Origin of the sequence: Streptomyces sp. NPDC048254, assembly GCF_043201895.1 — a bacterium.
Lineage (GTDB): Bacteria > Actinomycetota > Actinomycetes > Streptomycetales > Streptomycetaceae > Streptomyces.
This window is the reverse complement of record NZ_JBICZJ010000010.1, coordinates 180,495-193,137: the sequence shown is the minus strand read 5'-3', so window position 1 is coordinate 193,137 and position 12,643 is coordinate 180,495. Positions and strand designations below refer to the sequence as shown.

The 12,643-nt window shown below is 71.6% G+C and carries 11 protein-coding genes; 5 read left to right on the top strand and 6 right to left on the bottom strand.

All coding sequences use genetic code 11. The features are described from left to right. Nucleotides 1-111: 111 nt before the first annotated feature. Nucleotides 112-963 (top strand): helix-turn-helix transcriptional regulator, encoded by an 852-nt coding sequence (locus ACGFZQ_RS27705; RefSeq protein ID WP_393842576.1) that lies wholly within the window; start codon nucleotides 112-114, stop codon nucleotides 961-963. Nucleotides 964-1,304: 341 nt separating this feature from the next. Here ACGFZQ_RS27705 and ACGFZQ_RS27700 read toward each other — a convergent pair whose 3' ends face one another. Beyond that, nucleotides 1,305-2,696 (bottom strand): cystathionine beta-synthase, encoded by a 1,392-nt coding sequence (locus tag ACGFZQ_RS27700; RefSeq protein ID WP_393842575.1) that lies wholly within the window; start codon nucleotides 2,694-2,696, stop codon nucleotides 1,305-1,307. Nucleotides 2,697-2,845: 149 nt separating this feature from the next. Here ACGFZQ_RS27700 and ACGFZQ_RS27695 point away from each other — a divergent pair, with 149 nt between their 5' ends. The 3 genes from ACGFZQ_RS27695 (at nucleotide 2,846) to ACGFZQ_RS27685 (ending at nucleotide 6,523) form a co-directional block, all read left to right on the top strand. Beyond that, nucleotides 2,846-3,904: an SGNH/GDSL hydrolase family protein gene (locus ACGFZQ_RS27695; RefSeq protein ID WP_393842574.1), complete on the top strand. Its 1,059-nt coding sequence runs from the start codon at nucleotides 2,846-2,848 to the stop codon at nucleotides 3,902-3,904. A gap of 310 nt (nucleotides 3,905-4,214) precedes the next feature. Beyond that, complete coding sequence (locus ACGFZQ_RS27690; protein ID WP_393842573.1) at nucleotides 4,215-5,435, top strand: acetyl-CoA C-acetyltransferase; 1,221 nt, start codon at nucleotides 4,215-4,217, stop codon at nucleotides 5,433-5,435. A gap of 293 nt (nucleotides 5,436-5,728) precedes the next feature. Next, complete coding sequence (locus tag ACGFZQ_RS27685; protein ID WP_393842572.1) at nucleotides 5,729-6,523, top strand: hypothetical protein; 795 nt, start codon at nucleotides 5,729-5,731, stop codon at nucleotides 6,521-6,523. A gap of 160 nt (nucleotides 6,524-6,683) precedes the next feature. Here ACGFZQ_RS27685 and ACGFZQ_RS27680 read toward each other — a convergent pair whose 3' ends face one another. Beyond that, nucleotides 6,684-6,995 (bottom strand): hypothetical protein, encoded by a 312-nt coding sequence (locus tag ACGFZQ_RS27680; RefSeq protein ID WP_351738805.1) that lies wholly within the window; start codon nucleotides 6,993-6,995, stop codon nucleotides 6,684-6,686. Between the two features lie 119 nt (nucleotides 6,996-7,114). Here ACGFZQ_RS27680 and ACGFZQ_RS27675 point away from each other — a divergent pair, with 119 nt between their 5' ends. Continuing rightward, nucleotides 7,115-7,345, top strand: coding sequence for a DUF4287 domain-containing protein (locus tag ACGFZQ_RS27675; RefSeq protein ID WP_393842571.1), 231 nt, complete (start codon nucleotides 7,115-7,117; stop codon nucleotides 7,343-7,345). 79 nt (nucleotides 7,346-7,424) lie between these two features. On the opposite strand, the gene ACGFZQ_RS27670 is transcribed toward ACGFZQ_RS27675, so the two are convergent. The 4 genes from ACGFZQ_RS27670 to ACGFZQ_RS27655 form a co-directional block, all read right to left on the bottom strand. After that, complete coding sequence (locus ACGFZQ_RS27670; RefSeq protein ID WP_351738808.1) at nucleotides 7,425-8,285, bottom strand: Bax inhibitor-1/YccA family protein; 861 nt, start codon at nucleotides 8,283-8,285, stop codon at nucleotides 7,425-7,427. Between the two features lie 195 nt (nucleotides 8,286-8,480). Further along, complete coding sequence (locus ACGFZQ_RS27665) at nucleotides 8,481-9,659, bottom strand: 4-hydroxybenzoate 3-monooxygenase (protein ID WP_393842570.1); 1,179 nt, start codon at nucleotides 9,657-9,659, stop codon at nucleotides 8,481-8,483. A 232-nt stretch (nucleotides 9,660-9,891) separates the two neighbouring features. Beyond that, nucleotides 9,892-10,566, bottom strand: a complete 675-nt coding sequence (locus tag ACGFZQ_RS27660; protein ID WP_393842569.1) for a hypothetical protein — start codon at nucleotides 10,564-10,566, stop codon at nucleotides 9,892-9,894. A gap of 115 nt (nucleotides 10,567-10,681) precedes the next feature. Further along, on the bottom strand, nucleotides 10,682-12,598 hold the full coding sequence (locus ACGFZQ_RS27655) for a hypothetical protein (RefSeq protein WP_393842568.1): 1,917 nt from the start codon (nucleotides 12,596-12,598) through the stop codon (nucleotides 10,682-10,684). Nucleotides 12,599-12,643 lie beyond the last annotated feature (45 nt).

Sequence of the window (12,643 nt, the reverse complement as noted above, 5' to 3'; positions counted from 1 at the left end):
CGGTGGCCGGTCTCCACCCTCGCCGGATCCGGGCGCCCTACCCAGGGATGCGCTTTTCCTGGGTCTGGCAGTACCAGGCTGGGAAGGGGCCGCTCCCCTACGATCGAAGCCATGGACGGGGACCTCGGAGACTTTCTGCGTTCGCGCCGCGCCCGGATCCGGCCCGAGGAGGTGGGGCTGCCCTCGCACGGGCGGCGCCGCGTGCCGGGCCTGCGCCGGGAGGAAGTGGCGCAGCTGGCGGGCGTGAGCGTCGACTACTACATCCGGCTGGAGCAGGGCAGGGGGCCCGGGGGCCCCGCCCGGACGAAGTCCGGGGGAGTCTCGGACGCGGTGCTGGACGCGATCGCCCGGGTGCTGCGCCTGGACGAGACCGAGCACGCCTATCTGCGGACGGTGGCCCGCCCCGGCCGCAAGGGCACCGGCCGCCCGGCCGGCCCGCGGGTGCGCCTTGGTGTGCAGCTGCTGCTGGACGGCATGGACCGGACGCCGGCGTTCGTGCTGGGCCGCCGGATGGACGTGCTCGCCTGGAACACGCTCGGCGACGCGGTGAACGGCTTCAGCGCGCTGGCCCCGGCCGAGCGCAACATCCCGCGCCATGTGTTCCTGGACCCGGCGGCCGCGGACTTCTACCCCGACTGGGCGGCCGCCGCCGCCCAGACCGTCGCCAATCTGCGGATCGACGCGGGCCGCCACCCCGACGACCCCCGCATGACCGCGCTGATCGGCGAACTCTCTCTGAAGAGCGCGGACTTCCGCCGGCTGTGGGCGGACCACGAGGTCAAGGTGTGCGCGTACGGCGTGAAGCGCATCCAGCACCCGGTCGCCGGACTGCTCGTCCTCCCCTACGAGACCCTCACGGTCCCGACGGCCCCGGACCAGACCCTCGTCGCGTACACCCCGGAACGGGGCTCGGAGACGGCGGAGCGGCTTGCGCTGCTGGGGAGCTGGGCGACGACCGGCTGAGCCGGGCCGGGCCGGGAAAAGTAATGCGCGGGGACCGCCGCACCCCCGTTACCGGGGGGCGGGACGACGGCGGTCCCCGCGAGGGACATGGACCGGGTCAGGGCCGGGTCTCACGTCCAAGCGTCCATGGAGGTCCGGGAGCCGCTCCGGAGGTCCTTGGACGTTCGGTGTCGGCCGGGGCGGGGAGCCGCTCCCGCCCTGCCGACACCCACTAATGTGCCGGACGCGTGTTAAGCGTGTGCTGCGTGGACGTGACACGCTCGTACCACTTCCGCGAAGTCCACCGCTTGGACAGGAGACCGTAAGTTCCCCGGTGTCACGGGCAGTTCACCGGACGTTCGCTAGTGCTTGCCGCCCTTGGCGAGAAAGGCCAGCAGGTCCTGCCGGCTGACGACGCCCTTGGGCTTGCCCTCGACGAGGACGATCGCCGCGTCCGCCGCGCCCAGCACCGACATCAGGTCGCCGACCGGCTCGCCGGAGCCGACCTGCGGCAGCGGCGCGCTCATGTGCTTCTCCAGCGGGTCCTCCAGGGAGGCCCGCTTGCTGAACAGCGCGTCGAGCAGCTCCCGTTCGACGACCGAGCCGACGACCTCGGCGGCCATCACGTCCGGGTGCCCGGCGCCCGGCTTGACGACCGGCATCTGCGAGACGCCGTACTCGCGCAGCACCTCGATGGCCTCCCCGACGGTCTCCTCCGGGTGCATGTGGACGAGGGAGGGGATGGAGCCGCCGGCCTTGTCGCTGAGCACGTCGGCGACGCGGGCGCTGGGACCCTCGTCCTCCAGGAAGCCGTAGTCGGCCATCCACTCGTCGTTGAAGATCTTGCTGAGGTAGCCGCGGCCGCTGTCCGGCAGCAGGACGACGACGACGTCGTCCGGGCCGAGCCGCTCGGCCACCCGCAGCGCGGCCACGACCGCCATCCCGCAGGAGCCGCCGACCAGGAGGCCCTCCTCCTTGGCCAGCCGCCGCGTCATCTGGAAGGAATCCTTGTCGGACACGGCGACGATCTCGTCGGCGACGGTCCGGTCGTAGGCGGTCGGCCAGAAGTCCTCACCGACGCCCTCGACGAGGTACGGCCGCCCCGACCCGCCGGAGTACACGGAGCCCTCCGGGTCCGCGCCGATCACCTGGACCCGGCCGTCGCTGGCGTCCTTCAGATAGCGGCCGGTGCCGGAGATGGTGCCGCCGGTGCCCACGCCCGCCACGAAATGGGTGATCTTCCCCGCCGTCTGCTCCCACAGCTCGGGGCCGGTCGAGTGATAGTGCGACAGGGGGTTGTTCGGGTTGGAGTACTGGTCCGGCTTCCAGGCGCCGGGGGTCTCCCGGACGAGCCGGTCGGAGACGTTGTAGTACGAGTCCGGGTGCTCGGGATCGACGGCGGTGGGGCAGACGACCACCTCGGCGCCGTACGCCCGCAGCACGTTGATCTTGTCGGTGCTGACCTTGTCGGGGCACACGAAGATGCACTTGTACCCCTTCTGCTGGGCCACGATCGCCAGGCCCACCCCGGTGTTTCCGCTGGTCGGCTCCACGATGGTGCCGCCGGGCCGAAGCTCCCCGCTCTTCTCGGCGGCCTCGATCATCCGCAGGGCGATGCGGTCCTTCACGGAACCGCCCGGGTTGAAGTACTCGACCTTGGCGAGCACGGTGGCCTGGATGCCCTGGGTGACGCTGTTGAGCCTCAGCAGCGGGGTGTTGCCGACGAGGCTGATCATCGAGTCGTGGAATCGCACCGTTGTCTCCGGTTGCTTTCAAAAGAAGTGGTCCTGGTGGTGCGGCCAGCCTAAGGCCCGCTCCGGAGGTTCACTCCCCGTTGAGATTGACGCACGGCCTGTACGGGGCAAGGAGTGGATGAGCGGCAACGAGGAGGTGGCGGCGACGCATGACGAACATGTCGAGGGCGCGGGTGGCCCGGCGTATCGCGGCCGGGGCGGCGTACGGCGGAGGCGGGATCGGGCTGGTCGGCGCGGCCGCGGTGGGCCTGGTGCTGGCCGAGGTCCGGATGGCCAGGACCCGGGTGAACAACGGCAACAGCGGCGGCCGGGTGCCGATGGCGGACGGCCGCTACGGCGACGCGTACGGCACCGGTGAGCCTCCGCTGCGCCTGACGATGCTCGGCGACTCCACGGCGGCGGGGCAGGGGGTGCACCGGGCCGCACAGACGCCGGGCGCGCTGCTGGCGTCGGGCCTCGCGGCGGTCGCCGAACGCCCGGTCGAGTTCACCAACGTGGCCCGGCCCGGCGCCCAGTCCGACGACCTGGACCGCCAGGTGGCGCTGGTCCTGGGCTCGGCCTCGCCGCCCCCCGACGTCTGCGTGATCATGATCGGCGCGAACGACGTCACCCGCCGCATGCCGCCGACCCGCTCGGTACGCCACCTCTCGGCAGCGGTCCGCCGGCTGCGCACGGCGGGCGCGGAGGTCGTGGTCGGCACCTGCCCCGACCTGGGCACGATCGAGCCGGTACGACAGCCGTTGCGCTGGCTGGCCCGGCGGGCGTCGCGCCAGCTGGCAGCGGCCCAGACGATCGGCGCGGTGGAGCAGGGCGGCCGCACGGTGTCGCTGGGCGACCTGCTGGGCCCCGAGTTCGCGGCGAACCCCCGCGAGCTCTTCGGCCCCGACAACTACCACCCCTCGGCGGAGGGCTACGCCACCGCGGCGATGGCGGTGCTCCCCACGGTCTGCGCCGCCCTCGGCCTGTGGCCGGCGGAAGAGGAGCGCCCCGACATCACCCGCCGCGAGGGGTTCCTCCCAGTGGCTCGCGCGGCGGCGGAGGCGGCGGCCGAGCCCGGCACGGAGGTCACGGCGGCGATGCCGACGGGGCCGCGGGGCCCATGGGCCCTGCTGAAACGCCGCCGGCGCCACCAGGTCGACGAGCCGCCCGCCCTTCCACCCGACTCGGCGTCCGAAGAGGCGAGGTCGAGGGCGGGCAGGACGGACTAGGACAGAGGGGAACCTGTTGCGGGCCTGCATGTGAGACGCCCCGTAAGGGGCGCGGGGCTGAGTCGATATGCGGCTCAGCCGCGTGGGCGCGACCAGCCCCCACGCACCCGCACGGACCCACGCACCCCTCGACACCGAAAAAGCAAGCGCTTAGAAAGTGCGGTCAGTGTCACACCCCGGCACCGGTGACCAACGACATACGTGCGGGTAACTTCCCAAGCAGCCCTGTCAGTCCCCGCGCCCACCCGTCGCCCGACCACCACCCCTCAACGAGGCGCTACGCGCCGCCCCTTCCCTCTGGAGCCGTGAGATGCCCGAAGCCGTCATCGTCTCGACCGCCCGTTCCCCGATCGGCCGTGCCGTCAAGGGCTCCCTGAAGGACCTGCGCCCCGACGACCTCACCGCGACGATCATCCAGGCCGCCCTCGCCAAGGTCCCCGAGCTGGACCCCAGGGACATCGACGACCTGATGCTCGGCTGCGGCCTCCCCGGCGGCGAGCAGGGCTACAACCTCGGCCGGATCGTCGCCGTGCAGATGGGCATGGACTACCTGCCCGGCACCACGATCACCCGTTACTGTTCCTCGTCCCTGCAGACCAGCCGCATGGCGCTGCACGCCATCAAGGCCGGCGAGGGCGACGTGTTCATCTCGGCCGGTGTCGAGACGGTCTCCCGCTTCGCCAAGGGCAGCTCGGACGGCCTCCCGGACACCACCAACCCGATCTTCGCCGAGGCCCAGGCCCGTACCACCGCCACCGCCCAGTCCACCGGCTCCACCTGGCACGACCCGCGCGAGGACGGCCTGGTCCCCGACCCGTACATCGCGATGGGCCAGACCGCCGAGAACCTGGCCCGCATCAAGGGCGTCACCCGCCAGGACATGGACGAGTTCGGCGTCCGCTCCCAGAACCTCGCCGAGGAAGCCATCAAGAACGGCTTCTGGGAGCGCGAGATCACCCCGGTGACCCTCCCCGACGGCACGGTCGTCAGCAAGGACGACGGCCCGCGCGCCGGCGTCACCCTGGAGGGCGTGGCAGGCCTGAAGCCGGTCTTCCGCCCCGACGGCCTGGTCACGGCCGGCAACTGCTGCCCGCTGAACGACGGCGCCGCCGCCGTGATCATCATGTCCGACACCAAGGCCCGCGAGCTCGGCCTCACCCCGCTCGCCCGGATCGTGTCGACCGGCGTCACCGGCCTCTCTCCCGAGATCATGGGCCTCGGCCCGGTGGAGGCGAGCAAGCAGGCCCTGAGCCGCGCCGGTCTCACCGTCGACGACATCGACCTGTTCGAGATCAACGAGGCGTTCGCCGCCCAGGTGATCCCCTCCTACCGCGACCTGAACATCCCGCTGGAGAAGCTGAACGTGAACGGCGGCGCCATCGCCGTCGGCCACCCCTTCGGCATGACCGGCGCCCGCATCACCGGCACACTGATCAACTCCCTCCAGTTCCACGACAAGCAGTTCGGCCTGGAGACGATGTGCGTCGGCGGCGGCCAGGGCATGGCGATGGTCATCGAGCGCCTGAGCTGAGCAACCGTACGGCCCTGAATGATCCCTGAGTGACCGTCACGGCACCCACCGTGACGCCACGGCCCGGTGTTCGAGAAAACTCCGAACACCGGGCCGATTTGTGATCCAATCTCCCCCAGGATGTGACCTATCTCCCTCTGTGAGGGCATCTGCGCAGGTCAGCGTGACTGCCTCGGCAAACCCGAGGGTCAAAGTCCTGTCCGTTTTGTGATGTTACGCACTGACAGCTTGATAGTCCACCCTTCAAGCTGATGTAGGAAGTCGGGGGTCGACTTTGAACCGGGAGTACGTCAGTGAGCGCCATGCCGATCGCCTTGCTGCTCACCACGGCCGCCACGGGCGCCGTGGGCGTCGCTGTCCTGCGCACTGTTCTGAAGCTGCGCCGTCAGGTCGCCGAGCTGCACACCCAGCTTGCCCAGAACCAGGCCGCCGCGATGCGCGCCCTGTTGCCGGCCGCCCGCAGCCATGCGGACGCCGGGCAGATACGGGCCGCCGTGGCCGAGGCGCTCGCCGAGGAGCGGGAGCGGGAACTGGCCGAGGCGCGGGCCTTCTGGGCCGCGCAGGAGGCGCGTGACGCCTCCGACACGCCGTCGCTGCTGGGCCTGGCGGACGGTGAGCCGTTCCTGCCCCGGCAGAGCGACTTCGTGGGCCTGGAGCCGGTCGCCGAGCCGGCGACGGAGGCCGACGACTTCGCCGGGAGCGCGCCCGCCGAGTCCCCGGAGCTGGCGGCGGCCCGCCGCCGTCACCCGTCCCATCCGGACTTCGTACCGGTGCAGTCGTCGGTGGTGAACGACCATGAGCGCACGGTCGCGACGCTGGAGCAGCTGGCCGAGTCCCGGGTCGAGCTCGCCGACGTGCGCCCCGGGCCGCTGGGCACGCTGGACGTCTACGTCTTCGCCGACGGTACGACGCTGTGCATGACGCCGGGGCACCGGGAGACGGCGGAACGGCTGGCCGCGGCGCTGAGCGCGGGCGAGACGCCGTACCTGCTGGGCGGGTCGGGGATCTCCGGCGCCTACACGCTGACGTTCGCGTGCGGCGAGGAGAACGTGTACATCCTGGCGGACCGGGTCATAGCGTCGCTGTGAGCCATTGAGGGTGCGTGGTCGGGTGCAAGACCGTCGTGGCTGGTCGCGCAGTTCCCCGCGCCCCTAGAAGCAGGCCGTTGCCGCGAGCGCCCCTTCAGGGGCGCGGGGAACTGCGCGAGCAACCCCCGCGCACCCGCACCCGACCACGCACCCCCGGCCCTCACACCCCCGCCCTCTTCTGCGCCTCCTCCACCAGGCGCACCGCGTCCCCCACTTCCGCGTCGCTCTCCAGGACCACCGCCAAGTCGTTCCCGGCCACGGTGATTTGGTCGGCGACCGCGAACATCCCCGCGTCCGGCATCTCCCGGGCCTCGCCGCCCGGCTCCTCGACATCCTGCGCCCAGTTGGCCAACTGCCTGGCCAGCGACAGCGCCTCCGCGGCCGCCCCCCTCTGCAACCGACTCTGCGGCGCCGCCCTCAACTTGTCGGCGAAGTGCTCCACGGCACGGGTAAGAGGCGTCGTATCAACCACGCCGTGAGCGTAACGCCTGATGTCGGCTGTCCTGTCCCGACTGTTGCCAACACGCCAACACTCAGGCACGGTGACGTGAAGGACCGGCTACAACCCCCCTTTGCGCACCGGAGGCGCCGATGTCCCAAGTCTTCTCCGAGGAGACCCATCGCAACATGCTCGCCCGCATCCCCCACTGCACCGGTCGTGAAGTGTCCGACTGGCTGCGTACCGTCGCCGAAGGCCCGTCCCTCTTCCGCTTCGAGGAGAAGGTCAGCTGGCTCCGCCACGAGCACAATCTCGCGTACGGCCACGCGAAGGCGTTGATCCACGAGTACGACATGAGGAGGGCCGCGCGCAAACTTCTCTAGGCGCGCACAGACGACGAAGGGCCCCGGGGGTGGTGCTCCGGGGCCCTTCTCGGCTCTCTTGCGAGAGAAGTTCGTACCGCTAGTCGTTACTGCTGAAGATCGCCACCAGGCGCAGCATCTCGACGTAGATCCACACCAGCGTCAGGGTGAGGCCGAACGCGGCCAGCCAGGCCTCGTTCTTCGGGGCGCCGTACGCGATGCCGTCCTCGATCTGCTTGAAGTCGAGGGTCAGGAAGAACGCGCCGAGCAGGATCGCGATGATGCCGACGATCGCGCCGAGCGGGCCGAAGCTGCGCAGTCCGCCGTTGTCGGCGACACCGAACGCGACCAGCAGCAGGTTGACCGCCATGACCAGCACGAAGGCGATGGCGATGGCCATGCCGATGCGGGCGTAGCGGGCGGTGACGCGGATCCAGCCGGCCTTGTAGACCAGCAAGGTCGCGGCCGTGACCGCCATGGTGCCGAGCACCGCCTGGAACGGGGCGCCGCTCCACTGGCTGTTGTACATCTCGCTGATCACGCCGAGGAAGACGCCCTCGAAGGCGGCGTAGCCCAGGATCAGCGCGGGCACCGGGGTGCGCTTGAAGCTCTGGATCAGCGCCAGGACCATCGCCACGATCGCGGAGCCGAAGGCCAGGCCGTAGCTGGTGCTGGAGACCGGCAGCAGGGCCCAGGCGAGGGCCGCGCCGACGGCGACCGTGCCCAGCGTCATCGCCGAGCGCAGGACCACGTCGTCCATGGTCATGCGGCCGGTGGTGGCCGGGGCCTGTGGCGGGGCGCCCTGCTGGACGTCCTGCTGGGCGTAGGGGTTGTTCGCGTAGGGGTTCTGCGCGTACGGGTTGCCCTGTGCGTACCCGGCCTGCGGCGCGGTGTTGAAGCCCGCGTAGCCGTTGTCGCGGCTGAACCCCCGTCGCGAGAAGACCGGGTTACTGCTCCTCATTTCGCTCCTCCATGGCCACGGTGCGTGGCCTTGGCGTCAAGAGTAATGGATTGGTAAAAGAATGACCCTCGTACCTCAGGAGGATCTTTCCCTCGCCGTGCTGCGCAACACGCTACGCGGACCCCTGATTCCCGGCCATGGAGGGCTTCATTCCATGACCAAGCCGCTACACGACAGGAACCGGCCGCAGATGCCTCAGGCGTCCAGGGGGAAGCCCGTGTACGCCTCCGCCAGGTCGGTCTCGGCCGCCCGGCAGGAGGCGATCCGGCCGAGCCGGGCCAGCTGGAGCCGGGCCTCGAAGGGGGTGTCCTCGGGACCGCGGTGGAGCAGGGTGGTCATGTCGTAGGAGAACCGCTCGGCCTGCCAGACCCGGCGCAGGCAGGTCGCCGAGTAGGTCTCCAGGAGCTCGGGGGAACCCGTCTCCTGCTCGTGGGCGAGGGCGCGGGCGAGGGTGACGACGTCGCCGACGGCGAGGTTCAGCCCCTTGGCGCCGGTCGGCGGCACGATGTGGGCGGCGTCCCCGGCGAGGAAGACCCGGCCGTGCCGCATGGGCTCATGGACGTACGACCGCATGGGCGTGACCGACTTCTGGGTGATCGGGCCGCGCGCGAGGCGCCAGTCGTCGTCGGTCTCGAAACGCCGCTCCAGCTCGTCCCAGATCGCCTCGTCGGTCCAGTCCTCGGCGTCCGTGCCGGCCGGGACCTGGAGGTAGAGGCGGGAGACGGACGGGGAGCGCATGGACAGGAGGGCGAAGCCCCGGTCGTGGCGGGCGTAGACCAGTTCATCGTGGGAGGGGGCGACGTCGGCGAGGATGCCCAGCCAGGCGTAGGGGTAGGTGCGCTCGAAGACCCGGGAGAGGGACTCGGGGAACACGCTGCGGGCCACCCCCCAGAAGCCGTCGCAGCCGACGACGTACGCGCACTCCAGTACGTCCTCGCGCCCCTCGTGCCGGAACCGCACCCGCGGCCGCTCGCCCTCGGCGCCCGCCACCGCCAGCGCCTCCGCCTCGAAGAGCAGCGGGCCGCCCTCCTTGAGCTGGAGGGCGATGAGGTCCTTGCAGACCTCGGTCTGGGCGTAGACCGTCACGGACCGCCCGCCGGTGAGCCCGGGGAAGTCCACGCGGTGGCGCTGGGTCGCGAACCGCAGCTCGATGCCGTCGTGGCGCAGGCCCTCGCGGTCCATGCGCTCCCCGGCGCCGGCCGCGCGCAGCACGTCCACCGTGCCCTGCTCCAGGATCCCGGCGCGCTGGCGGTGTTCCACGTAGGAGCGGTCGCGGCTCTCCAGGACGACCGAGTCGATGCCGGCGTTGTGCAGCAGCCGGGCGAGCAGGAGCCCGGCGGGTCCGGCTCCGATGATGCCGACGGTGGTGCGCATCGGTCGTTCCTTCCGTGGACGGGGCGTCGTCGCCCGCTGCGGGGACTCCGGCGTTCACTTCACTCGCGTTCGCCTGGTGAACTTTCCTTCACTTCCTTCCCGAGTCTCCGTCCGGAGGTACCCCCTGTCAATGGACGCGCCCGAGGTCCGCCGGTGCAACACGACCGGCCGCCCGGCCCGCCGGAGGCGGTGGTGGGCCGGGCGGCCGGTGCGCGGAGCGGCGGGGCGGGGATCAGCGGCCCGGCCAGCCGTCCAGGTGGCGGTGCAGGGTGACGTCGGTGCGCGGGTCGCCCTTCGGGGCGCTCGCGACCGCGTCGTGCAGGACGGTGGTGACCTCGGCGGCGAGCCCGTCGGCCTGCGTGCGCAGGTCGGCGGCCGGCAGGGTGGAGCGGGTCAGTTCGTCGAGCCGGCGGTGGATGTCGGCGAGCTTGCCCCGCGCGGTGGCGTCGAGGAGCAGCGGGTTGGGCGTGGAGACCACGAACTGGTAGGCACCGGCCAGGGTCTGGCAGCCCGTGCACTCCTTGTTGGCGGCGTCGCTGAGGTTCACCGCGTTCAGCCGCGCGTGCTCCCCGGCGACCGTGACGATTTGGAAGGACAGCGCGACCGAACGGCAGTGGTCGTCGGCCGAGCAGCCGGCCGAGACGGCGTTGGCCTGGTTGCGTACCGCGGCGGCGCTGACCTTGCCGAACTGACGGACCGTGAACGAGTCACGGACCTGGGTGTGGTGCCCGCGGTCGGCGTGGCTGAAGACATGGTCGGAGGCGACCGCGGCATGCGGCACGGCGGTGGCCGCCTGTGCCGGCAGGGCCGTGGCCGCCCCGGCGACCCCGGCGGCGAACAGGCCGATCCGGACGGCCCGCCGGGTGAGCGGACCTGAGGTGGTGCGTGGTTTTCGGTGACTGCTCATGGATGCTCCAGTGCTTCTGCGGTGGGTGGTTCGGTGGCCGTACGACGGCCGGCCGCGTGGTGGTGGCCGGCGGACCGGCCCGCACGATGGCCGTACGACGGCCCGGTGCCGCTCGTCAGGACGTGGCCGGGGCCGGGGGGCTCGGCGAGTCGCTGGCCGGCGGCGGGGACGGGCTGGGCGTCGGGGACTCCGGGGCGCTCACCGACGGCGAGGGCGACGGCGCGGGCTCCGTCGTGCCGGTCCCGTCGGACGGCGAGGGCACCGGATCGGCGACCGTTCCCCCGCCGGACGGCACCGGCGACCTGGAGGTACCGCCGCCGGGGCCGCCGGGCACCGAGGCGGACGGCGACGCCGAGGCGGACGCCCGGCGCGAGGACTCCGTCGGCGAGGGGCCGGCGCTCGCCCCGGCCGAGGCGGCCGTCGCACCGGCCGCCGGGTCCGACGGGCTACCGGAGTCCGTCGGACGGTCCGGGGTCGTGGCCTGCCGGGCCGGCGGTGCCTCGGTCGGCACCCCCGGCTGGAGGATCGGCGCGATCGGCGGCTGCTTGGGCAGCGGCTTCGGCGTCACCCCGGAGACCCAGGCGTAGCTGAGAGCGGTGAGCCCGGCGAGGGCGAGCGCGCAGACCGCGAGCCGCAGCCTCGGCCGGCCCGCCGTGGTGCGTTTCGCGGCCCGGAAGAGCCGCCCGCCGATCTTCACGGACAGATAGACGACACCGGCCATCGGGCACAGCAGCATCACGCTGCCGATGGTCCCGACCAGCCCCTCGACGATCTTCCCGTCCACGAACGCCGAGCCGGTGCCCACGAGTTGCTCGGTCAGGGAGCGGGTCATGGTGGTGAGGATCCGCGGCAGGTTCCACAGCGCGTACCCGAGTTCGCCGATGATCAGCGGGACCATCGTCAGCACCCAGGTGGCGACGATGGCGCGCGCCGACTTCTTCAGCCCGGCGACCTCCTCGCGGGCCTTGTCCCCCCGCCGCCCCGGCACCAGGGCCAGCAGGATCGGCTTGATCTTGCCGTACAGGTCCGGGACCCCGGCCAGGTCGCCGAGGATGTAGTAGCCGTCCAGCCGTACGGCCGGCATCAGCTGTTCCAGGATCTCGAAGTGCCCGAGGTAGACCGTGGCCAGGAAGAACTGCGCCCCGGTGGCGAAGTAGGCGCCGGCCATGGCCAGCATGAAGACGATGTTGAAGTAGACGCCGCCGAGGTCGGTGCGGAGCCGGCCGGCCCGGCCGATCCGGTAGACGTCGGTGACGTCGGTGTACATCGAGGGCCAGATGAGGAAGAGCCCGCACCCGATACAGCCGGGGCGGGCTCCGCCGTATCTGCACGCGGAGGCGTGGCCGAACTCGTGGAAGACGAGGGAGGCCACGGTGAGGACGAAGACGACCAGGATCAGGACCGGCTGGTCGAGCACCTCCAGGACGGGTTCTATCGCCCCGAAGAACCCGAACAGCCAGACGTCCATGCCGACGGCCGCGGCCAGCGCCAGTGCCACCACCACCGGTCGGTGCAGCCAGGCCAGCGAACGGGCGATCTTCGCCGTCCGCCGCTCGTTGAAGATCACCCGGTGGCCCTTGAGGGCGAGCAGCAGGTCGGAGCGCGGGGCGTCGACCTCGTCGTCCTCCTGGCCCTCCGGGACCGTCACGCCCAGCGGTTCGAGCTTCTTCTCGACGAGGTAGCGGATGTTCTCCCCGCTGACCTCGCGGCCGAAGCGGGCGCTGACCCGGTGGGCGATGGCCTCGGCATCGCGGACGCCGTCGACCGACGACGCCACCAGGTACAGCAGCCTGGACAGCTGCACGACCTGCCCGTCCCCCCGACGGGCGATGTACTTGGGCTCGGTGAATCCCGACCCCTGGTACTCGCCGTGCAGCCGCAGTCCCGCGCTCAGCCGCGGGACCGGCGACGGCGGGTCGACCACCGGCAGGTTGCCCGTCGCGACCTGCTCGTAGGTGACCGGCCAGCCGCCGGGTCCGGGCACCGGGCCCGTGTCGTACAGTGCGGCGGTCCCGTCTCCGAGCACCGTCATGTGTGGTCTCCCCCCGGATCCCGCATGCAGTTCCCCCCTTGGCGC